This window comes from Janthinobacterium agaricidamnosum NBRC 102515 = DSM 9628 (genome assembly GCF_000723165.1).
GTDB classification, from domain to species: domain Bacteria; phylum Pseudomonadota; class Gammaproteobacteria; order Burkholderiales; family Burkholderiaceae_D; genus Janthinobacterium; species Janthinobacterium agaricidamnosum.
This window is the reverse complement of the sequence record NZ_HG322949.1, coordinates 2,078,515-2,100,131: the sequence shown is the minus strand read 5'-3', so window position 1 is coordinate 2,100,131 and position 21,617 is coordinate 2,078,515. Positions and strand designations below refer to the sequence as shown.

Sequence of the window (21,617 nt, the reverse complement as noted above, 5' to 3'; positions counted from 1 at the left end):
TGATATTGTCCTTCACTTGAGGAATCGACCATGAGTTTCGACATCGCGCTGTCCGGCATCCAGGCCATCAACGAGCAACTGAACACCACCAGTAACAATATCGCCAACGCCGGCACCTTCGGCTTCAAGAGCAGCCGCGCCAACTTCTCGGCGATGTACGCCGGCTCGCGCCCGACCGGCGCTGAAGTGGGCTCGCTGTCCCAGAGCATCAACCTGGGCGGCGGCGTGCTGAAGACCGGCCGCGGGCTCGACGCGGCGATCGACGGCCGCGGCTTCTTCGTCAGCCGCGATGCGCAAAACACGCTGAGCTACAGCCGGGTCGGCATTTTCAAGGCGGGCTCCGACGGCTACCTGGTCGACAGCAACGGCAGGAAAGTGCAAGGTTATGGCACGGTACCGGGCAGCACCGCGCTGGGCCCGGTGGGCGACCTGAAAATCCCGACCGGCCAGATTCCGGCCCAGGCCAGCACCAAGCTGGAGTACACCACCAACCTGTCGGCCGGATGGTCGGTCAAGACCGGCACGTTCAACAAGGGCGACAGCCAGACCTACAACGACTCCAGGACCTCGCAGTTGTACGATTCGCTCGGCGTGGCGCATACGCTGAACCAGTATTTCGTAAAAACCGGCGCCAACACCGTCGAAGTGCATTACACGCTGGACAACACGGCCGTCGGCGGCGTGACCCAGCTGGCGTTCGACACCAGGGGCCAGCTGGCCACCATCAATGGCAACGGCCCGACCAATCCGCCGCCGACGCCGGTGCCGGCCGACTACCAGCCGACCTTCGCCACCGTGCCGCTGACCAGCGGCGCGATTGCCGGCGCCAACCCCATCACGCTGGCGATCAACTACAACGGCAGCACCCAGTATGCCGGCGACACCAGCATCTCGGCCAACAAGTGGGACGGCAGCACGTCCGGCACCTACACCGGCGTGGAACTGGCCAGCGACGGTTCGCTGGTGGCCAGCTACAGCAACGGTTCGAAACAGAATGTCGGCACCATCGCGCTGGCCACGTTCGCCGATGAAGCCGCACTGACCGCGGTCAGCGACACCAGCTGGGTCGCCTCGGCCGCTTCCGGCAACGCGCTGTACGACCGTCCAGGCGTCGGCATGTCGGCCAAGCTGTCGACCAACTCGCTGGAACAGTCGAACGTCGACATCACCAGCGAGCTGGTGGGCCTGATGACGTCGCAGCGCAATTACCAGGCCAACTCGAAGGTCATTTCGACCGAGAGCGCGATGATGCAATCGCTGATGCAAGCACTGTAAGCAAAGGGTAAGCTGACATGGATGCGCTGATTTACACCGCCATGAGCGGGGCCGACCGGGCCCTGCGGGCGCAGCAGGTACACGCCAACAACCTGGCCAATATGGATACCTCCGGCTTCCGCGCCAATCTGGAAGTGTCGACTACCCAGCCGCTGCAAAACGGCTACGGCTACGACGACCGCCACATGACGCAGACCCAGGCTAGCGCGATCGCCACCCATTCCGGCACGGTCAAGGAAACCGGCCGCGACCTCGACGTGGCGGTCAGCGGCAACGGCTACCTGACGGTGCAGGTCCAGAACGGCGAAGCCTATACCCGCGCCGGCGCGATGCAGGTCGATACCAACGGCACGCTGAGCATCAACGGCCGGCCGGTGCTGGGCGAAGGCGGTCCGATCACGCTGCCGGAATACACCAGCGTCGCGATCGGGGTCGACGGCACCATCTCGGTGCAAGTGCCGGGCAGCGCGCTGATGCAGACCATCGACAAGCTCAAGCTGGTCAATCCCGACGGCGCCCAGCTGACCAAGAACGAGGCCGGACTGATCGTCGCCCGCAGCGGCGACGACTTGCCGGCCGATCCGGCGGTGCGCGTCAGCGGCGGCCACCTGGAAGGCAGCAACGTGTCGGCGGTCGAGGAAATGGTCGCCACCATGAGCTTGAACCGCAGCTTCGAAATGCAGATGAAGGTCTTCAAGGCCAGTGATGACATGACCCAATCGGGCAACCGCCTGATGGGTTCCTAAGCCGCCAGCGAATTAATCAGGGGAATACTATGAATCCAGCAATGTGGATCAGCAAGACCGGGGTGCAAGCCCAGGATGCAAAACTGCAAGCCATCGCCAATAACCTGGCCAACGTCAATACGGTCGGCTTCAAGCGCGACCGGGTCGTGTTCGAAGACTTGTTTTACCAGGTCGAGCAGCAACCGGGTGCGCAACGCGCCGACAATACGCTGGCCTCGGGCGTGCAATTGGGTAACGGCACGCACATGGTCGGCACGCAAAAAGTATTTACCACCGGCAGCCCGCAAACCACCAGCCGCGAACTCGACGTCGCCATCACCGGCAACGGCTTTTTGCAAGTGCTGCGGCCGGACGGCCAGGCCGCCTACACCCGCGCCGGCCAGCTCGGCGTCAACGAAAATGGCGTGATGACCAATGCCCAGGGCTTGCCGCTGGTGCCGCAAATTACCGTTCCAGCCAACGGCACCGACCTGACCATCGGCGAAAACGGCGTGGTGTCCGTCAAAGTGCCGGGCAACGTCGCGCCGGTCCAGCTGGGCCAGCTGACGCTGACCAGTTTCATCAATCCGACCGGCTTGCAGGCGCTGGGCGAAAACCTGTTCCAGGAAACCGCGTCGAGCGGCACGCCGACCGAAGGCAACCCTGGCGAGGGCGCCTTGGGCAAGCTCAAGCAATTCTCGCTGGAAGGCTCGAACGTGCAAGTGGTCGAGGAAATGGTCGACATGATCGCCGCCCAGCGCACCTATGAAATGAATACCAAGGTGTTGTCGGCGGCCGATAATATGCTGCAATACCTGTCGCAAGCGGCGCGCTGATGAGCAAGGCCGTCCTTCCGTTGCTGGCCGTACTGGCGCTGGCCGGCTGCGCCGCTCCGGCGCCGGCGCCGCGCGGCAATCCGGCCGACGAAGCGCCGCCGATGGCGCGCAACGCGCCGCGCGGCGGCATTTCCGGCGGCGTCTACAATCCCGAGTCCGGCCTGGCGCTGACCTCCGACAGCCGCGCCTTCCGGGTCGGCGACGTGGTCACGGTGGCGTTGCAGGAAACCACCCAGGCCAGCAAAAAGGCCGGCACCTCGTTCAACAAGGGTTCCAGCGTGGCGATATCGCCGCTGACGGTGCTCGGCAAAACCTTGTCGAAAACTGAAATCGACGCCGCCGCCAAGCGCGGCTTTTCCGGCGATGCCACCAGCACCCAGCAAAACGCGCTGTCCGGCGCGATCACCGTGATCGTGCAGGAAGTCTTGCCGAACGGCTTGCTGCGGGTACAGGGCGAAAAAACCCTGACCCTGAACCAGGGCGAGGAATTCGTGCGCCTGCGCGGCTACCTGCGCTCGGCCGACATCGATTCGAATAACCAGGTCTCGTCCTTGCGCATCGCCAATGCACGGATCGCCTACTCGGCGCAAGGCACCTTGGCCGAAGCCAATACGCCGGGCTGGCTGACGCGCTTCTTCGTCGGTCCGTGGATGCCGTTTTAAGGAATTTTATGACATTGCGTCACCCCGCCCTCCCTCTCATCGCGCTGGCCCTGCTGTCCTGCCTGCTCTTGCCGGTCCCGGCTTCGGCCGCGCAAGTGCTGCGCAACCTGGTCAGCATCGAAGGCGTGCGCGACAATCCGCTGGTCGGCTACGGCCTGGTGGTCGGCTTGAACAACAGCGGCGACAGCACCCAGGTCAAGTTTTCCAGCCAGTCGGTGCTGAACATGCTGAAGCAGTTCGGCGTCAAGCTGCCCGACGGCGCCGATTCGAAAAGCAAGAACGTGGCCACGGTGATGGTCAGCGCGGTATTTCCTCCGGGTTACCGGCGCGGCCAGAGCATCGATGTCACCGTCTCGTCGCTGGGCGACGCCAAGAGCTTGCGCGGTGGCACCCTGCTGCTGACCGAATTGCGGGCCGCCAATAATGAAACCTATGCGCTGGCGCAGGGCAACGTGGTGGTCGGCGGCTTGAACGCCACCGGCAGGAGCGGCTCCAGCGTCACCGTGAATACCCCGACCTCGGGACGGATTCCGAACGGCGCCAATATCGAACGCGAAATCGGCACCGACTTTTCGACCAAGCCGACCGTCACGCTGAATCTGCGCCATCCGCATTTCCAGACCGCCACCAATATCGTCGACGCCGTCAACCGCCGCTTCGGTCCGGTCGCCACCACCACCGACGCCACCAGCGTCGACGTGGTCGCGCCGGAAAATCCGACCCAGCGGGTGGCCTTCATGGCCAAGCTGGAAGCCTTGTCGATCGATGTCGGCGAAGACACGCCGAAAGTGGTGTTCAATTCGCGCACCGGCACGGTGGTGATCGCCGACGGCTTGCGCGTCAAGGCTGCCGCGGTGACCCACGGTTCGCTCAAGGTGGTGATTTCGGAAAACTCGGCGGTCAGCCAGCCGGCGCCGTTCGGCCGCGGCCAGACCACCGTCACGCCGCAATCGAAGGTCAGCGTGGACCAGGGTTCCGGCCAGATGTTCAAATGGCCGGCCGGCGCCAAGCTGCAATCGATTATCGACGTGGTCAACAGCCTGGGCGCGTCGCCCGACGATATCATGGCGATCCTGCAGGCGCTCGACCAGGCCGGCGCGATCGAAGGCGAACTGGTGGTGATCTGATGACTATCGAGCAATTGGGCAAGCTGGCCGGCGGCGCCGACAATGACAAGCAAGACGCCGTGGCGCCGGCCCAGGATGCGCGCTACGCCGCCAAGGCGACCGAGGCGGCGGTCAAGTTCGAAGCGTTTTTCATTTCGCACATGCTGCGCCAGATGCGTTCGAGCACCCGTGAACTGGCTGCCGAAGACAGCACCTATAAAGATCCGGTCAACAGCGACATGCTGGAAATGGCCGACAACCTGGTGGCCGACAAGATGGCCGGCCAGCGCGCCTTCGGCATCGCCGATGCGATCCTGCGCCAGTTGCTGCCGCCGCCAGCCGCCGCCAAGCCGCGCGGCGCCACGCCAACGGCCGGGCATGGCCCGGCGCCAGACAATCTTGCCGGCACACTTAATAAACCGGCTTAAAGCGTCGCCTGTCCAGGTTAACCGCAATTCATGGCGCGCCGCGCCGCCTTTACCAGGAAAGAAGATTGCCCAATGAGCATCATTAGTAATGCATTGTCAGGCGGTATCGCCGCCCAAGCCGGGTTGAACGCCACCAGCCAGAATATCGCCAACATGCAGACACCGGGCTACACCCGCCAGGGCGTTTTGTTGAGCTCGATTGGCGCGAGCCGGGGCGTGCGTTCCGCAGGCGACGGCGTGAATGTCAGCGCGCTGCTGCGTTTCAGCGATGCCTACAAAAGCCAGCAAATGTGGCGCGCCGCGTCCGACCAGGGCTTCCGCTCGCAGACCCAGCCCTACCTGACGGCGCTCGAACGCGTCATGGGCGATGACAAATCGAGCATCAGCTCCGGCATCAACGGTTTTTTCCAGGCGCTCAACGCGGCGGCGGTCGACCCGACCTCGACCCCGCTGCGCCAGCAAATCGTGACGGCGGCCGATGCGATGGCCCAGCATTTCAACAGCATCAGCAATGTGCTGAATAACCAGCTGCTGTCGGTGCACCAGCAGCGCAGCACGATTCTGCCGCAAGTCAATACCGCACTGTCGAGCATTGCCGCGCTGAACAAGCAAATCAGTTCCGTCGGCTCTTCCGACACCAATATCTCGGCGCTGATCGATGCGCGCGACCAGTTGATCGACGGCCTGTCGTCGCAAATGGCGCTGGATGTGACCGACCAGCCGGACGGTTCGCGCAGCCTGTCGCTGAAAACCGGCCAGCCGCTTGTGATCGGCTCCACCGCGGCCACCATGTCGAGCAGCCTGAACGCGGCGGGCGAGCAAACCCTGAGCTTGCAGTTCACCAATTCGACGTTTGGCGTCGACAATGTGGCGGTGGGCGGCCAATTGGGCGGCCTGGGCGAATATGAAAAAAATACCCTGCAGCCGCTGCAGCAATCGATCACCGATATGGCCACCAGCCTGACCAAGAAGATCAACGACCAGCTGGCGCTGGGCAGGACCAGCGCCGGCGCCGCCGGCGGCCCGCTGTTAAGCTACCTCAATGGCAAGATGCAACTGACGCCCAACTTCAAGGCGACCGACCTGGCGCTGTCGTCGAACGGCGTGGCCGGCGATAGCGGCAACTTGCAAAAGCTGATCGATATCAAGAACCAGAGCATCGATGTCAACTGGGTCGGCTCGGTGCTGATCGGCGACGCGGACACCCAGCTGGTCGGCAAGCTCGGCATCGCCAGCAAACAAAACCAGGACTTGCTGAAGACCGCCGACACGGTGCGCGCGCAGGCGGTCAACGACTGGAAATCGACCAGCGGCGTCGACAAGGACGAGGAAGCGGGCAACCTGGTCCAGTTCCAGCAAATGTACAACGCCAATATGAAAGTCATTTCGGTGGCCAATTCGCTGTTTGAAGCCACTTTGGCAATGATGGGTTAAGGAGAAGATTATGCGTATCGTCAGCGGCCAGTACCAATCCATGATTAATGTCGCATTGCAGGCAAATCAGGAGCGCATCAACTTCCTGACCCAGCAAATCGCGACGGGCAAGCGGATCCAGCTGCCTTCCGATGATCCGGTCGACAATGTGCGGATTTCCCGCCTGAACAACGAAGAGGCGATGATCGGGCAATATCAGAAAAACATCGCCTCGGTACAAACCCGCTTGCTGAAAAATGAAAATTATTTGTCGAGCATGATCACCGACATGGGCCAGGTGCGCGACCAGCTGGTCTGGGCGTCCAACGGCACCAACGCGCCGGACGACCTGAACGCGATGACCGCGTCGCTGCGCTCGATGCGCGACAGCGTGTTTTATACCGCCAACCAGAAAGACCAGGAAGGCCGCTACATGTTTTCCGGCACCGCCACCGACACGCCGGCACTGAGCTACGACCCGACCCGCCCGGTCGGTTCGCGTTATACCTATACCGGCAATACCGATACCCAGGTGGTGGTGGTCGGCAATGGCATCACGCAAGCGGCCAATGTCGACGTCAGCCAGCTGGAAGTTTGGCTCAACAAAATCGACAGCGCCGTCACCACCCTGTCCGCGCCCGGCGTCAACGCCAACGACCCGGCGGTGCGCAGCGTACTGACCGCCGCGCTGAACGGCACCGACGACGGCAGGGATTTACTGTCGAGCAAGGTCGCGATTTTCGGCGGCGCGCAAAACATCCTGACCACATTGAATAACAACCTGGACAATGTGTCGCTGTCGAACCAGCTGACCCTGAGGGACTTGTCGGCCACCAACCTGGCCGAGGCGTCGATGGACCTGAGCGGCTACCAGACCGCGCTGCAAGCCACCTATAAGGCCTACGCCAAAGTCGGCAACCTGTCCCTCTTCGATGTTCTCTGACGATCATGCAAATCGCCCCGCTTTCCACCTCTTCGGGACTGCCCGCTAAAAACGCCGGCGCCGCCCGTGTCATCGATGAGCCGGCTGACGGCGTTGCCGGCGCAGCGCAGCGCGAGCGCGGCGACGCCGCGCCGGCGGTGCCATCGGCGCAGCTGAGGCGGGGCTTGAGCAATTGGGATCACCAGTTGCAGGGGGAAATTTCCAGCGCCCAGCAGACGCTGGACTACCTGGAACGCAGCACCAGCCAGTTGCAGGCATTGAAAAGCGAACTGGCCGCCAAACTGGCGGCGCGCCAGGGCCGCGAGGGCCAGGTCGAGGCGCGCCTGCGCCAGTTCAGCAACACCTGGCGCCAACGCAGCAACGCCACCGGCGGCACGCTGGACCCGCAACTCAATTACAGCGGTGCGCAGCCAGCCGCCCAGAATTTCGGCATTCGCGGCTTGACGATGGCCAATTTGCAAAGCGGCGGCACCGAAGTGCTGGCTTTTTCCGTCGGCGGCGCCAGCCAGGCCCTGCGTTCGGCAACCATCGAGCCGGGCTTGAGCGCCGAAGAAATCAGCGCCCGCTTCAACCAGGCGCTGACGCCGTCGAACGTGCGCGTCAAGCTGGGCGCTGACGGCGAGCTGGTATTCAGCACGCCGGAAGCGTCGTGGGCGTCGGTGCGCGATACCTTGTCGGTGCGCGGCAGCGGCATCCGCTTCCCTGCCGGACAATTAAACCGCGTCAAGACCGACGCCGAACCGGCCGCGCTGGCGCCGGAAACCTGGAGCAGCAGCGACACCGAAGCGCTGCGCGCCACCTTGCAGCAAGTGGTGCAGGCACTGGGCCGCCTGCAAAAGGCGCGCGACAGCGTCGGCATGGCATTGTCGCAAGTGGCGCAACGGGTCGCCACCGTGCAACCGCCGCAAGGCGGCGCCGGCATGGTCACGCTGGCGCAGAAATTCACCAGCAAGGCCGGCGAATCCGGCTACGACTCCTTGCTGGCCATCACCTCGGCGCTGGCCGGCATGAGCCGCGAACGGGTACTGTCGCTGCTGCGCCTGCGCTAAAAACCTGTCCCGCTAGAGAATACATCGCCTGCCGGCAACGCCTCAACAGGGTGGGTACGGCCGTCATATATGACTTGCTTCGTCGTAGCATGGCGCGCCATGCATCCTCCTCACGCCTTGACCGCTCTGCTGACGAGCAGCCATCAGACGACGCCCCTACTGGGATAGGTTCTTGGCGTCATCCGGCTTCCCGGCGCTTCGCACCAGCGCCGCCAATTGCTGCGCCGGCATCGGCTGCGCAAACAGATATCCCTGCGCATAATCGCAGCCGGCGCCGGCCAGCAAGCTGCGCTGGTGCTCGGTTTCAACGCCTTCGGCGACCACTTTCACGCCTAGCTTGTGCGCCAGTGCAATAATCGCTTCGCACAGCACCAGCTCGCCGCCGTTGCCGTCCGCTGCCAGTTCCTGCACGAACGAAGGATCGATCTTCAGATAATCGATATCGAATTTGCGCAGGCAGGACAGCGACGCGTAGCCGGTGCCGAAATCGTCCAGCGCCACTTCCAGCCCCATCGCGCGGAACTGGCGCAAACGCTCCAGCACGCCGCACGCCTCGTCGAGCAGCACGCCTTCGGTGATTTCGATGGCAATCGAACAGGGCGGCAAGCCCTGTTGTTCCAGGTAATCGGTCCACGCCTGGTAAAACGCCGTGTCGCCGCGAAACTCCAGCGGCGACTTGTTGACGCTGACCTGGAAAACCGGATCGAGGTCAAGCTGCCATTGCCTGACTTGCCGTACCGCCTGGCGGAATACCCAGTCGCCGATCTCGATCATCAGGCCGCCGCTTTCGGCATACGGAATGAAGTCGGCCGGACTCAGCAAACCGCGCCGCGGATGGCGCCAGCGCAGCAGCGCCTCGGCACGGTGGATGGCTCCAGTCTGCAAATTGACGATAGGCTGGTAATGGATTTCAAATTGCTCTTGCTGCAAAGCCTGCCGCAAGTCGCCGGCCGTGCGCAGCCTCAGCTGGGCCGCCGCCTGCACCGCCGGCGTGAAATAGCTGTAACGGTTGCGGCCGGCGTTCTTGGCCGCGTACATGGCCTGGTCGGCATGGCGCAACAGGCTGTCGGTATCGCTGGCGTCGGCCGGGTACAGCGCGATGCCGATGCTGGCCGAAATCTGCGCATGGTCGCCCTCCACCACGAACGGCCGCGCCAGGCTGCCGATGACCTCTTGCACGACCCGCTCGACCCCGGCCAGTTGTTCGAAACCGGACAGTATCACCGTGAATTCATCGCCGCCGAGGCGCGCCACGGTGTCGCTGGCGCGGATGCCCTCGGCGATGCGCTGCGCCGCCTCGGCCAGCAGCAGGTCGCCCTTGTCATGTCCCAACTGGTCGTTGACTTGCTTGAAGCCGTCGAGGTCGATGAACAGCAGCGCCAGGAAACGTCCGTCGCGCTTGGCCTTGCGCGCTTCATTGCGCAGGCGGTCGAGGAACATATGGCGGTTCGGCAAGGATGTCAATTCATCAAAATTGGCCTGGCGCCAGATCCGTTCGGCGCTTTCCTTGCGCTCGGTGATGTCGCTGACCAGCGCCAGCGCGCCGAGGCAGGCGCCGCCGCCATCGAAAATCGGATTGGTCGCCAGCGTGGCCCACAGGGCGGCGCCATCCTTGCGCAGGAATTTGAATTCATGACGTTCGGCGACGCCCTCCTGGCGCCGCGCGACATGGCGCTCCAGCAGCGTGCGGCCTTCATCGTCCATGAACGCGAGCAGCGGCTTGCCCAGCATCTCTTCGATGCTGTAACCCAGCATGCGCGCCATCTTCGGATTGACAAAACTGGTCAGCGCCGACGCGTCGAGTTCCCAGATGCCTTCCTCGGCGCTGTGGACGATGCGCCGGAAGCGCTCCTCGCTGCGCTCCAGCGCGGCCTGCTTGCCCTCGGCTTGCTCGACCACCACGCGCAGCGCCTGGCCGCTGCCGTCGACGCTGGCCAGCAGGCTGACCGGCAAGCCCTGGTCTTGCGGCGTGCGCAGCAGTTTTAACTGCATGCGTTCCGGCTGGCTGCTGTTCAACGCATGTTGCACGAAGTCGTCGAAGTCATGCAGGAACGGCGCGCTGACGAATTGGCGGAAATGGATATGGCCCGGATGTGCGCGGGTGACGCCCAGCAACTCGGCGCCGAGCAGGTTTACTTGCAAGATCGTGGTATCGAAGCCCAGCACAAAATAAGCCACCGGCGCCAGCAAATAAATATCGTTGAAATAGGCTTGCTCGCGTTCATGACGCAAGCGTTCCGGGCTGAATGCGGCATCGTCCAGGCAATACGGATCGGACAAGCCGGCGCCGCTCATCGTCGCCAGCATCGCATGCTGCGGATAGGTGCCATGGAGATCCTGGTCCATATGTTTCCTTCGCGCAAAAGCCAGCGGCGTCACGGCGCCGCGCGGCCACTAAACTATGCGCTCAGAGCGGATTACATGCAAGAGGCTGTCGGCCAACAGCGGCCCGCTAGCATGTATGTGTTCTTTTTTACCACAAATTCATGCGCCGGTCCGGTTCAGGCGTTTCTCGATATAACGCTGCAACGCTTCGAACAGCAGGCTCAAGCACCAATAGACGGCAGCGGCCGCTAGGTACAGCGGCAGCGGCTGGAAGGTGGTGGCGATCAATTCGCGGGTGGTCAGCATCAATTCCGTCACCGTGATCACCGACACCAGCGACGTGTCCTTGATCAGGCTGGTCAAGGTATTGCTCATGGCCGGCACGGCGATGCGCAGCGCTTGCGGCAAGACGATGTATTGCACGGTTTGCCGGTAACCGAGCCCGAGACTGAAACTGGCGCGCCACTGCCCTTGGCTGACGCCCTGTATCGCGCCGCGCAGGCTTTCCGACAGGAACGCTCCGGAATTCAGGCTGAGCGCCAGCACGCCCGCCGTCAATGGCGTGAATTCGATGCCGATGCTGGGCAAGCCATAATAAATCACGAAAATCTGCACCAGCAGCGGCGTGCCGCGCATCAGGCTGACATATAGCGCGGCCGGCCAGCGCAGCCAGGCCCACGGCAAGATGCGCATGATCGCGACCGGAAAACCCAGCAACAAGCCGCCCAGCATCGAAGCAATCGCAAACAACACGGTATAACCCGCGCCCAGCAGCAACAACGGCGCCGCCTGGCGCAACAACTCCAATAAATCCATCGATTCCGGCTTTCCTGTGACTTTCTTACTGTGGCGCTTTGCTGACGTCGACGCCGAACCACTTCAGCGACACTTGCTTCAGGCTGCCGTCGGCGCTGATCTCGGCCAGCGCCTTGTTCAGCGCGGCCTTGAACAGCGGATTATCCTTGTGGAAGGGAATGCCCATGCGTTCGACCTTGCCGACCCGCGCGCCGGCCTTCAGCGGCAAGTTGGCGTTTTTCAGCAGGTAGGCCGACATCAGGCTGTCGTTCAGCGCGGCGTCGATGCGGCCGACCGACAAATCTTGCAGCGTTTCGGCGGCCACCGCATAACTCTTGACGGTGATGCCGGGTACGGCTTTGGCTTGCTGTTCAAACACACTGCCCTGCCCGGCGCCCAGTTTCTTGCCCTTCAAATCGTCCAGGCTGGCATACATCGCCGTGTCATTCTTGCGTTGAATCAATTGCGGACCGGAATAGGTGTACGGCTCCGAAAAGTCGAAGACTTGCTGGCGCTGCGCCGTGATGCCGACCTGGCTGACGATCACGTCGTATTTTTTGGCGGCCAGTCCGGCCAGGATCGCGCTCCATTCGGTATTGACGAATTCGGGTTTCAAGCCGAGCCTGGCGGCCAGCAGCTTGGCGACATCGACATCGTAGCCGCTCAGCTGGCCGGTCTTGGCATCCTTGAAATTGAACGGAGGGTAAGTCCCCTCCATCGCGATCTTCAAGGTGCCGCGCGCCTTGACGGTATCGAGCAAATCGGCCGACCAGGCCAGCATCGCGGCACTGGACGCGAGGACAAACACGGCCAATTTGAGCGCGGTCAGCACCGAACGGCGGCGCGAGGTATAGTGAATTTTACTACGCATAAGAATAGCACTCCTTGAACTAACGGCAGACCCTGCTTTTATAGCGCAAAAACGCTGTCAGCGGGGAAACTAACGCAATTAACGCGCATAACGCCGCTTGGCGCCGAAATGATGGCCGACCACCAGCGTGGTGCTGGCCACCAGGCTGCTCAAGCCGATCAGCAACTGGATCAGTTTATCGTCCGGCAAAATCCACAAGGAAGTGCCTGGCGCCTCGGCCTGGGTCGCCGCGCAAATGAGCGGCGTAATCCACTCCGCATCGGCCGTCACATCCAGCACTACCGCGCCGTCGCTGCTGGTCTGCATGTAAATATCGCCGCCCTCGGCCAGCGTAAAACAAACGCCGAAGCCGGTTTCATGCGGCCGGATATGTTCGCGCAGGCTCAGATTGTGTTCCTCGATCCACACTTCGACATCGTGCGGGGTTTCCAGGTGCTGCCACGGACGGGGCCGGAAGCGCGGTTTGGCTGGGCCGTCATAGTCGGCGGCTGATTGATGATTATCGGAATCGTTTTCTATCGCGTCTGTCATGCTGGTCTGGCTCATGTGGCTAAGGCATCATTATCCTCTGTTCGACCTCACTGTGGGAAATTGGTGCGACCGACGAGCGGGGGCCGGCTAGCGGGGGCCGGCTAGCGGGGGCCGACTACACCGTATTAGTGCGAATAATTACGAATAAATATCAGGCCCACGCAATACTTGTCAGAAAAACTGATAGCTATTGACTTTCCCCGTCAATATCCCTGACTTTACAATCCCTGACATCATTTACGCAGGGGATTTTCATGCAGGGCCTTAAAAGAAGAATCACGTATGTCGCGGCCTTCGAAGTATGCGGCCTGACCATGTCAACGCTGTGGCTGTCGTGGCTGTCCGGCTCGGCCGCCAGCAGCACCGGGCCGCTGGCGGTGATGATCACCACCCTCGCGATGACCTGGAATTTTTTCTACAATATCGCGTTCGAGGCGTGGGAACGGCGCCAGGTGTCGCGCGCGCGCACCGTGCTGCGCCGGGTTGCCCACGCCATCGGTTTCCAGCTCACGCTGGTGCTGTACCTGATTCCCTTGATCGCGTGGTGGATGCGGATCAGCCTGTGGCAAGCGTTCTTGCTCGATTTTGCGCTGATGCTGATCATCCCGCTCTACAGCTTCCTGTTTACATGGGCGTTCGACCGCGTCTTTGGCGAACCGGATTCCGCCAAACAAGTCAATCGGGTCCGGGCCTAGCCGTCCCGCCATTGCAAGGTGCGCGGATTGCTCACGCTGCGCCGTCTTGATTGGACCGTGCCTGCTTATTAGCGCGCAGTCCTAGCGCGCAGTCCTGGCCAGATATTTCGCCGGCGAGGCGCCAAGCGCCTTCTTGAACATCGTGATGAAGGCGCTGACGGATTCATAGCCCAGGTCTTCCGCGACCCGCTGTACCCGCAGCCCGGAGTACAGCCACCTTAACGCAACGATAATCTGCAGCTGCTGCCGCCAACGGCCAAAAGTCATGCCCGTCTGCTGCCGCACCAGCCGGGCCAGCGTCCTCTCGCTGAGCGCCAGCCAGGCCGCCCATTCGCGGGCCGTCCTGCGATCGGCCGGCGCCTGCAGCAGTGCATCGGCCAGCCGGCGCAGCGTCGGATGATCCGAGATGGGAAAATACAATTGCTCGATCGGCATTCGCCCCAGCTCGTCGAGCATGACGCCGACCAGCCGCGCCGTCGGGCTGTCCACGGCGTAGCTCTGCGCTAATGTAACCAGCCGCAAGATCATTTCGCGCAGCAGCGGCGTGATCGTCAAGGTGCAGCAGTCCTCGGGCAGCACGGCCGCCGCCGGCTCCACGCAGAGCAGGCACAGGTCGGTGTCCGCCGTCACGCGCATGCTGTGGGACATTCCTCCAGGTATCCAGACGCCGCAATGCGGCGGCACCATCCAGTATCCATGCGGCACTTCGCAAATCACGCTGCCGCGCAGGGCAAGCACTAATTGTCCCTTGCGGTGGCGGTGCAGCGCCGGATCGCGGTCGCCATCCATCGCATGGGCCCGCAGCGCAATCGCTGGCTGGGGGATGTTGTCCAGATCGTTATTGGCGCGTAGCGTGGCGAGGGCCGACATCAAGATTGTCCGAATTAAGTGATATCTGGTCAGAATATCCAAATTCGAACAGGCCGGCAAGCGTTAAGCTGTGTGCTTTATTTTTTCAAGAGGCATCCATGGCCCGTCTCCCCGCCATCCCGACCGCCAGCAAGCGGCCGATCTTGATGGTCATCGGCATTTTGCTGATTGCCATGAATTTGCGCGCGCCCTTTACCAGCATTGCGCCATTGCTGGAAGAACTCAGGAACCGCTATGCACTCGGCGCCGGCCAGGCCGGTTTGCTGATCACGCTGCCACTGCTGGCCTTCGCGGCCGTCTCGCCGTTCGCCGCCGGCCTGGCCAGGCGGTGCGGCATCGAGCGCACGCTGTTCGGCGCCCTCGCCGTCATCGCGGCCGGCCTGCTGCTGCGCGCCGCCGGCGGCGTCGCGCCGCTGTATGCGGGGACCGTGATCATCGGCGCCGGCATCGCGCTCGGCAACGTATTGCTGCCGAGCCTGCTGAAGCGCGACTTCCCCGCGCAGGCGGCTTCGCTGACCGCCCTGTATGTCCTGTCGATGGGCGTCGCGGCGGCGGCCAGCTCGGCCATCGTGATTCCCTTGTCGCACGCGCTGCATGCCGACTGGCGCCTCGTCTCGCGCCTGCCCTTGCTACTGACCGCGCTCGCCGCCTTGTTGTGGCTGCCGCAATTACCGCGCCGCCAGCCGCCAGGCCCGCAGCCGGCGGCGGCCAGCCAGCCGCACGATGCGGTCTGGCGCGCGCCGATCGCGTGGCAGGTGACCGCCTACCTCGGACTCGACTGCTTGCTGTACTACGTCGGCGTCAGCTGGCTGCCGTCGATCCTGCGCGATACGGCCGCTTATTCGACCGCCGAAGCGGCGTCCTTGCATGGCGTGCTGCTGCTGGCGACGGCGCTTCCCGGCCTGGTGCTGATTCCGCTGGCGCCGAGGCTGCGCGACCAGCGCGCGCCCGCCTGCCTGCTGGCCTGCAGCATGGTGGTTGGATTGCTGGGTTTTGTACTGGCGCCGGTCCATGCGCTCATCTGGATCGTGTTGTTCGGGGTCGGCGCCGGGGGCGGACTGGTGCTGGCGCTGGCCCTGATCGGCCTGCGCACCGCCAATGCCGGCGGCGCCGCCGCACTCTCCGGGATGGCGCAATGCATCGGTTATTTCTTTGCCGCCGCCGGCCCGCCATTGATCGGCAAGGCGCATCAGGCCACGGGCGGCTGGAACGCGCCGCTGAGCTTGTGCGCCTGCCTCGGCGTGCTGATGGCCATCGTCGGCCTGTACGCCGGCCGCAATCTCCAGATCGGCGCCCGGCAAGGCCACAGCTGCGCGCCGGCCGTGCCAGCAGGCACGCTCCCGCAGCGCCGCTAGCGCTCAATAAGCCTGGCTCAGCAGCTGCACGAATTCACGCGCGGCCTTGCCCAGCGGCGCGTTGTGCATCCAGACGATGTGCACCGGACAAAACAGGCCGTTGCGGGTATTCTTGAACTCGATCCGCCTGAGCCGGCCATCTTCCAGCAGCGGCCGTATCACCGACAGCGGCAGGTTGGCCCAGCCGAGGCCCGCTTCCACCATGTCGATCGCCATGCCCAGGCTGTCGGTGCGCCAGCTGGCCTGGCCGACCAGCGTGCGCGCATCGGCCAGCGGCAAGTCGCGGCTGGCGACGACGATCTGGCGCACTTGCACCAGGTCTTCGATATACACCGCCTGCCCTGCGCCGCCCAAGGCGGGATGGCGCGGCGACATGGTGGCCACCAGCGATTCGGCGCCGACCAGGTGGAATTGTTCCTCATTATTAATTTGCAGTCCGCCAAACGCCAGGCAGGCGCTGACCCGGCCGCGATGCAGCAAGTCCAGCACCTCGTCTTGCGGGCCGCTCAGCACTTCGATATCGAGCAAGGGATAACGCAGCGCCAGCGCCTTGATGGCGGCCAGGAAATGGCGCTTTTCGACTTCCGTCGCGATCGCCAGCGACACCCTGCTTTCCAGGCCTTGCGACAATTCGATCGCATGCAGGTGCAATTGCCTGAGCTGGCCGGAAATCAGCCGCGCATGGGGAATCAGCGCCAGCGCGGCCGGGGTCGGCAACGCCTCGCGCTGGCCGCGGTCGAACAAGGCGATCCCCAGTTCGGCCTCGATATTGGCGAGCGCCATGCTGACCGCCGACGGCGCCCGGTTCAGCTTGCGCGCGGCGGCCGAAAACGAGCCGCAGTCGACCACCGCCAGGAACAGTTCGATGTTATTGCTGGAAAACTTCATCGGCGCACACCGGCGCCACGGCACGGCAAGCGCAACTCAACCCTTCCAGGTGCGTTTCAAGCCGGTGTCGGCATGGATCCAGCCGCCGCGCGCGCTGTTGCGGTAATAAAAACCGACGCCGCCCTGGCGGAAACTGCGCACCAGGCCGCCCAGCACGTCCGGGGTCAGGCTGGAGACGCGGATATCGGCGGCCTTGCCGACCATGTGCAGCGACTGGCGCGCGGCCGGAATGCCCGCTTCGCGCAGCTTGGCGTTGGACGCCGGCGTGCGGTAACCGGACAGGATTTCCAGCGGCTCATCGATGCCGTAGCGTGCCACGAAGGCTTGCGTGCCCCACAAGGTTTCCAGCAATTTCGGATCGATCTTGGCGGTTTCCTTGCCATTCACGTCGCGCAGCAAATGGCACAGGTCCTGGTAGGCCGAGTCGATCACGACGCCGTCTTTCCAGTACAGCAGCTTGGCCCGCTCGCGGCTGGCCGGACGGGTCACTTCCAGCACCCGCGGGCGCAGCCAGAAATCCTGGTCGAGCAAGGCCTGGGCGTCGAAAATATCGGGTGGCGGCGCCAGTTCGCTGATCGGCGACGACGATTGCACGATGCGCGAAGGCGCATTGCCGGCGCTGGCTGCCGGCCTGGCAGGCACCGCTGAAACGAGCGCGGCTTGCGGTGCGGCCGGCAGTCTCGGCGCGGCACCGGCCAGCGTGGCCGACGTGTCGTTGAGCGGTACGCGGGTGGCGCAACCGACCAGTGGAACCGAAATCACGCCCAGCGCAGCCAGGCCCAATCCGTTTTGTAGAAAATTTCTGCGCGATGCCATAGCTAGTCCATTAAATCAATGTACTTACTATAGCGCATAGTTGGGGGAAGAAAAACCCTGCGCGCCTATTGTATCGGCCCTGCTCCACCCGGCCCGATACTCTTAAGCGTCATTTAAGCTTGGCGCCTGAGTCTGATTCACGCCGCGGCGGCCAGCTTGACTGCATTTTGCTGCGCGGCTTGCAAGACCGAGGTCGGCCGGTCCAGCAAATAACCTTGCGCATACACCGGCACGGCGGCCGCCTGGGCGATGCGCTGCACCGCTTCCAGCGCCTTGTTCGATTCCAGCCGCTTGAACACGACACGGATGCTGTTCTCATGGCACAGCGTCACCAGCCTGGCCGCCGCCGCTTCATCGGCCAGGTTGCCGGCGTCGAGCTTGAAGGCGTCCGGACGCAGCCGCTCGACCAGGCCCAGCGCCTCATGCACGCTGGACACATTCACCGCCAGCCGGAAACCGTTGCGGCGGTAATTGTCGGCCACGTAATTAAGCAGCCAGCCCTGGTTCGGCGTTACCGCCGGCAATTGCAGCACGATGCGTCCGATCGGCAAGCCGAGCGCGTCGAGGATGCGCTGGAACGCGTGGCCGTGATTGCTGCTGACCGCGCTCAGCAGCCGGTCATGCACATTCAGGTACAGGTCGGATTGCCCGGCTTCCGGCTGGCGGAAGAAATTAATCGCATGCAGCATGCGGCACAAGCGGTCCAGCTCGACCGACTCATCGTCGCTGGCCGCATGGTCCAGCAGGCGCCACAGCGACAAGCCCTCGTCGGCCGCCGACACGCTGCGCGCCAGGCCTTCGAAGGCGACCGCCACGCCGCTGTCGAACTGGCGCAACGGCTGGAACGCGCTGGTCATGGTGCAATTGAAAAAGCGGCCCTGCGCCTTGCCGTCGACATCGAGCCACACGCTGGTGGCGGCCTGGGTTTCATGCGACAAGCGCGCCAGATAATTATTCAGGACAGGGAATGTCATCGAGACTCCTACATCAAGCAGCGCCTGCGATCTGGTCCACCCTTGCGGATCGCCGCCGGCGCCAAAGTGTGCAGAATAATCGGGGCCGCTTAAAAGGAGAACGAATCGTTTCGGCATTTGATATACGTTTAGCAAATAAGCGCCCGCCGCATATCGATATACAAAAACATTCCTTCCGGCCCGCTGCCGCAAGCTTTACTGTCTCCACAAGCAACAGCATTCGTCATCGCATCAGTGAAGGACCGGCCCATGTGCCAATTATTAGCAATGAATAGCAGCAAGCCAGCGGCGCTGGGGTTTTCCTTCGAAGGGTTCGCCGAACGGGGCGGACGGACCGGCGAACACAAGGATGGCTGGGGCATCGCCTTCCATTCCAGCGAAGGCTGCACGCTGTACACCGACCACCTGTCGTCGATCGATTCGCCGCTGGCGGCGACGATACGCGACAACCCGGTCAAGGCGAAAACCATCGTGGCGCATATCCGCAAAGCCACCCAGGGCCGCATCGCGCTGGAAAACAGCCACCCGTTCATCCGCGAACTGTGGGGCAAGACCTGGTCGTTCGCCCACAATGGCGACCTGAAAACCTGGCAGGCGCCGGCCGACGCGGCCTACCTGGCCCATGGCGACACCGACAGCGAACGGGCTTTTTGCCATTTGCTGGCCGGCTTGCGCCAGCGTTTTCCAGACCGCCAGCCAAGCCGCGACATCCTGTTCGAGGCCATCGCGGGCATCGCCACCGACATCGCCGGGCACGGCACCTTCAATTTTCTCTTGTCGGATGGCGACACCCTGTTCGCCCATTGCTCCACGCATTTGCATTACGTGGTGCGCGAATACCCGTTCTCGGTGGCCAAGCTGATCGATTGCGAACGCAGCATCGATTTCAGGAAACACAATCACCTGGATGACCGCATCGCCGTCATCGCGACCCATCCGCTGACGTCGAACGAGCAATGGATCGCCTTCGCGCCGGGCGAATTGAAAATGTTCGTGGGGGGAGAAGCGCTGGCCGCGGCGCCCTCGCGGACCCGCCAGCTACTTTACTGCTGAAGAAAAGCCCGCCGACAGCTCAGGCGCCGTTGCAGTTGCAAAAACGCTTGCGCTTGGCTTCGGCGCTCTTGGCGACACAGGCGCTGCCATCAAGCAGCTTCCAGAAGAAAATCGTTTCCACCCCATATGGCGAACGCACATTTCCCTCATGTACATAACCCTGGCTGGCGAAAAACGCTACGCCGGTGGCCGTGCTATGCAGTTGCAAGGCCTTGATATTCCACTCCTTCGCTTGCAGCTCCATCCGTTCCAGCAAAGCCTTGCCGGCGCCTTGGCGCTGCGCTTCCGGCAACAAATAACATAAGGCCAGCTTGCCGGCGCGGGTCAGCAAGGCGACGCCCACCACCTTGCCGTCCCGCACCGCGACCAATGAAAAATTGGTCGGCGAGCCAAACCAGCAAGCCACCATTTGCGGCGTTTTATTACCCAGCCACGCTTCGAGGATGGTCGGGTCGTTGCAATGGTCGATGGTGCAGCATTCGCTGATCGAACGGCGCAAAACAGTGCATGCGTCAAACGCGTCAGCCGATGTTGCAATACGAATTTCAAGACTCATGTGTGCTCACAAATTATTCCTTTAGCTATTCCTGTCGCGGCATCAGGCAGGTACAGCCTTTCGATACGCCATCCGACTATACACCAAGCGGCAAAAACCGGCTTTTGACAGCGTGTCGCCGGCCGCGCTTCTGCTCTGATGCAAGGCTTCACACTAAGCCGTGCCGAGCATTTTTCCCACGAATCATTCCAAAAAAACATATACGTTTTTTGCAATCGCAGCCCGACATGCCGATTCGGGTCTAAGCATATTACGAAAAATTCGTTTCATTTCCGGCCAGAATTTTAGACCATGACTGTCTATTTTCACAATAAGGGTTGACCATGCCTGCTAAAAACGCGCTTTCGAAGTTGAGCAACACCGTCCGCCGCCGCCTGCTCGGCGCCACCCTGGCCGCCGCAACGGTCGCCGCCGTGGGCATGCCGGTCGCGGCGCACGCCGAGGAACCGGTGGTGTTGCTGAACGTTTCCTACGATGTCATGCGCGAACTGTTCAAGGACGTCAACCCGGCCTTCATCGCCGAATGGAAGAAAAGTACCGGCGAAACGCTGACCATCAAGCAGTCGCACGGCGGTTCCAGCAAGCAGGCGCGCTCGGTCGCCGACGGCCTGGAAGCGTCGGTGGTGACGATGAACCAGGCTAACGACATCGATTTGCTGGTCGACCGCGGCCTGGTCAGCGCCGACTGGAACAAGAAATTCCCCAACAATGCGGCGCCGTTTTATTCGACCATGGTCTATCTGGTGCGCAAAGGCAATCCGAAACAAATCAAGAACTGGGACGACCTGGCCAAGCCCGGCATCAAGGTTATCGTGCCGAATCCCAAGACTTCCGGCAATGGCCGCTACACTTACCTGGCGGCATGGGGTTCGGTCATCAAGAAAGGCGGCACCGAAGCCCAGGCGCGCGACCTGGTGGCCCGCCTGTTCAAGAACGTGCCGGTGCTCGATGGCGGCGGCCGCGGAGCCACCACCACTTTTACGCAGCGTGAAATCGGCGACGTGCTGGTGACGTTTGAAAACGAAGTGCAACTGGTGCGCAAGGAATTCGGCGACAACTTCGAAGTGGTCTACCCGCCTGCCTCGATCCTGGCCGAATCGCCGGTCGCCGTGGTCGATAAAGTAGTCGACCGCCGCGGCATCCGCAAGCAAGCCACCGCCTACCTGCAATACCTGTACTCGGAACCTGGCCAGGAACTGGTGGCCCAGCACTTCCTGCGTCCGCGTTCGGAAACCGCCGCCAGGAAATACGCCGCGAACTTCAAGCCGATCAGCCTGTTCACTGTCGATGAGGTCTTCGGCGGCTGGAAACAAGCGCAGAAAAAACACTTCGACGACGGCGCCGAGTTCGACAAGATTTATCAGAAGTAAACTGAAGCGTCCTTATGCATAAAAAAACCGGAGCACGCTCCGGTTTTTCGTTTTTCGCATATGAATATGCAAATCGATTCG

Annotated in this window: 22 protein-coding genes; 13 read left to right on the top strand and 9 right to left on the bottom strand. The window is 62.6% G+C overall.

Annotated elements, in window-relative coordinates; all coding sequences use genetic code 11:
• Nucleotides 1-30 precede the first annotated feature (30 nt).
• From GJA_RS08925 to GJA_RS08885, 9 genes are all read left to right on the top strand, one after another.
• Nucleotides 31-1,275, top strand: a complete 1,245-nt coding sequence (locus GJA_RS08925) for a flagellar hook protein FlgE (protein ID WP_038491133.1) — start codon at nucleotides 31-33, stop codon at nucleotides 1,273-1,275.
• A 17-nt stretch (nucleotides 1,276-1,292) separates the two neighbouring features.
• Nucleotides 1,293-2,021, top strand: a complete 729-nt coding sequence (locus tag GJA_RS08920) for a flagellar basal body rod protein FlgF (protein ID WP_038491130.1) — start codon at nucleotides 1,293-1,295, stop codon at nucleotides 2,019-2,021.
• A 29-nt stretch (nucleotides 2,022-2,050) separates the two neighbouring features.
• Nucleotides 2,051-2,836, top strand: coding sequence for a flagellar basal-body rod protein FlgG (gene flgG / locus GJA_RS08915; protein WP_167541095.1), 786 nt, complete (start codon nucleotides 2,051-2,053; stop codon nucleotides 2,834-2,836).
• Nucleotides 2,836-3,498 carry a flagellar basal body L-ring protein FlgH gene (gene flgH, locus GJA_RS08910; RefSeq protein WP_038491124.1) on the top strand — a complete coding sequence of 221 codons (663 nt, stop codon included), beginning with the start codon at nucleotides 2,836-2,838 and terminating at the stop codon, nucleotides 3,496-3,498. Before flgG ends, flgH begins: the two co-directional genes overlap by 1 nt.
• Before the next feature lie 8 nt (nucleotides 3,499-3,506).
• Nucleotides 3,507-4,625: a flagellar basal body P-ring protein FlgI gene (locus GJA_RS08905; RefSeq protein ID WP_038491122.1), complete on the top strand. Its 1,119-nt coding sequence runs from the start codon at nucleotides 3,507-3,509 to the stop codon at nucleotides 4,623-4,625.
• A complete protein-coding gene (locus GJA_RS08900) occupies nucleotides 4,625-5,032 on the top strand; it encodes a rod-binding protein (protein ID WP_051780527.1) in 408 nt (135 codons plus the stop codon). The genes GJA_RS08905 and GJA_RS08900 overlap by 1 nt, the downstream gene beginning before the upstream one ends.
• Nucleotides 5,033-5,104: 72 nt before the next feature.
• Nucleotides 5,105-6,466 (top strand): flagellar hook-associated protein FlgK, encoded by a 1,362-nt coding sequence (gene flgK / locus GJA_RS08895; RefSeq protein WP_038491120.1) that lies wholly within the window; start codon nucleotides 5,105-5,107, stop codon nucleotides 6,464-6,466.
• A 10-nt stretch (nucleotides 6,467-6,476) separates the two neighbouring features.
• Nucleotides 6,477-7,388 (top strand): flagellar hook-associated protein FlgL, encoded by a 912-nt coding sequence (gene flgL / locus GJA_RS08890; RefSeq protein WP_038491117.1) that lies wholly within the window; start codon nucleotides 6,477-6,479, stop codon nucleotides 7,386-7,388.
• Nucleotides 7,389-7,393: 5 nt separating this feature from the next.
• Nucleotides 7,394-8,437, top strand: coding sequence for a hypothetical protein (locus GJA_RS08885; RefSeq protein WP_038491114.1), 1,044 nt, complete (start codon nucleotides 7,394-7,396; stop codon nucleotides 8,435-8,437).
• A gap of 156 nt (nucleotides 8,438-8,593) precedes the next feature.
• Here the strand turns inward: GJA_RS08885 and GJA_RS08880 are convergent, their stop codons facing one another.
• The 4 genes from GJA_RS08880 to GJA_RS08865 all read right to left on the bottom strand — a co-directional run bounded on the left by GJA_RS08880 (nucleotide 8,594) and on the right by GJA_RS08865 (nucleotide 12,959).
• A complete protein-coding gene (locus GJA_RS08880; RefSeq protein ID WP_038491111.1) occupies nucleotides 8,594-10,783 on the bottom strand; it encodes a putative bifunctional diguanylate cyclase/phosphodiesterase in 2,190 nt (729 codons plus the stop codon).
• A gap of 138 nt (nucleotides 10,784-10,921) precedes the next feature.
• Complete coding sequence (locus GJA_RS08875) at nucleotides 10,922-11,578, bottom strand: amino acid ABC transporter permease (RefSeq protein ID WP_038491108.1); 657 nt, start codon at nucleotides 11,576-11,578, stop codon at nucleotides 10,922-10,924.
• 25 nt (nucleotides 11,579-11,603) lie between these two features.
• On the bottom strand, nucleotides 11,604-12,428 hold the full coding sequence (locus tag GJA_RS08870; protein WP_081905303.1) for a transporter substrate-binding domain-containing protein: 825 nt from the start codon (nucleotides 12,426-12,428) through the stop codon (nucleotides 11,604-11,606).
• A gap of 78 nt (nucleotides 12,429-12,506) precedes the next feature.
• Entirely contained in the window at nucleotides 12,507-12,959 is a 453-nt protein-coding gene (locus GJA_RS08865) for a hypothetical protein (RefSeq protein ID WP_038499213.1), read from the bottom strand.
• 254 nt (nucleotides 12,960-13,213) lie between these two features.
• Between GJA_RS08865 and GJA_RS08860 the strand changes: the two genes are divergently transcribed.
• Nucleotides 13,214-13,654, top strand: coding sequence for a PACE efflux transporter (locus GJA_RS08860; RefSeq protein WP_038491106.1), 441 nt, complete (start codon nucleotides 13,214-13,216; stop codon nucleotides 13,652-13,654).
• 81 nt (nucleotides 13,655-13,735) lie between these two features.
• On the opposite strand, the gene GJA_RS08855 is transcribed toward GJA_RS08860, so the two are convergent.
• Nucleotides 13,736-14,524: a helix-turn-helix domain-containing protein gene (locus tag GJA_RS08855; protein ID WP_038499210.1), complete on the bottom strand. Its 789-nt coding sequence runs from the start codon at nucleotides 14,522-14,524 to the stop codon at nucleotides 13,736-13,738.
• A gap of 98 nt (nucleotides 14,525-14,622) precedes the next feature.
• Between GJA_RS08855 and GJA_RS08850 the strand changes: the two genes are divergently transcribed.
• Complete coding sequence (locus GJA_RS08850) at nucleotides 14,623-15,879, top strand: MFS transporter (protein WP_051780525.1); 1,257 nt, start codon at nucleotides 14,623-14,625, stop codon at nucleotides 15,877-15,879.
• Nucleotides 15,880-15,882: 3 nt separating this feature from the next.
• Here the strand turns inward: GJA_RS08850 and GJA_RS08845 are convergent, their stop codons facing one another.
• From GJA_RS08845 to GJA_RS08835, 3 genes are all read right to left on the bottom strand, one after another.
• Nucleotides 15,883-16,767, bottom strand: coding sequence for a LysR family transcriptional regulator (locus GJA_RS08845; protein WP_038491102.1), 885 nt, complete (start codon nucleotides 16,765-16,767; stop codon nucleotides 15,883-15,885).
• Nucleotides 16,768-16,803: 36 nt separating this feature from the next.
• Nucleotides 16,804-17,583, bottom strand: coding sequence for a YcbK family protein (locus GJA_RS08840; protein ID WP_242404491.1), 780 nt, complete (start codon nucleotides 17,581-17,583; stop codon nucleotides 16,804-16,806).
• Between the two features lie 137 nt (nucleotides 17,584-17,720).
• Entirely contained in the window at nucleotides 17,721-18,557 is an 837-nt protein-coding gene (locus tag GJA_RS08835) for an EAL domain-containing protein (protein WP_038491096.1), read from the bottom strand.
• A 249-nt stretch (nucleotides 18,558-18,806) separates the two neighbouring features.
• Here GJA_RS08835 and GJA_RS08830 point away from each other — a divergent pair, with 249 nt between their 5' ends.
• Nucleotides 18,807-19,610: a class II glutamine amidotransferase gene (locus GJA_RS08830; RefSeq protein ID WP_081905302.1), complete on the top strand. Its 804-nt coding sequence runs from the start codon at nucleotides 18,807-18,809 to the stop codon at nucleotides 19,608-19,610.
• A 19-nt stretch (nucleotides 19,611-19,629) separates the two neighbouring features.
• On the opposite strand, the gene GJA_RS08825 is transcribed toward GJA_RS08830, so the two are convergent.
• Nucleotides 19,630-20,109 carry a GNAT family N-acetyltransferase gene (locus GJA_RS08825; RefSeq protein WP_242404490.1) on the bottom strand — a complete coding sequence of 160 codons (480 nt, stop codon included), beginning with the start codon at nucleotides 20,107-20,109 and terminating at the stop codon, nucleotides 19,630-19,632.
• Nucleotides 20,110-20,489: 380 nt separating this feature from the next.
• Between GJA_RS08825 and GJA_RS08820 the strand changes: the two genes are divergently transcribed.
• Nucleotides 20,490-21,536 carry a sulfate ABC transporter substrate-binding protein gene (locus GJA_RS08820; RefSeq protein ID WP_051780523.1) on the top strand — a complete coding sequence of 349 codons (1,047 nt, stop codon included), beginning with the start codon at nucleotides 20,490-20,492 and terminating at the stop codon, nucleotides 21,534-21,536.
• Nucleotides 21,537-21,617: the final 81 nt, after the last annotated feature.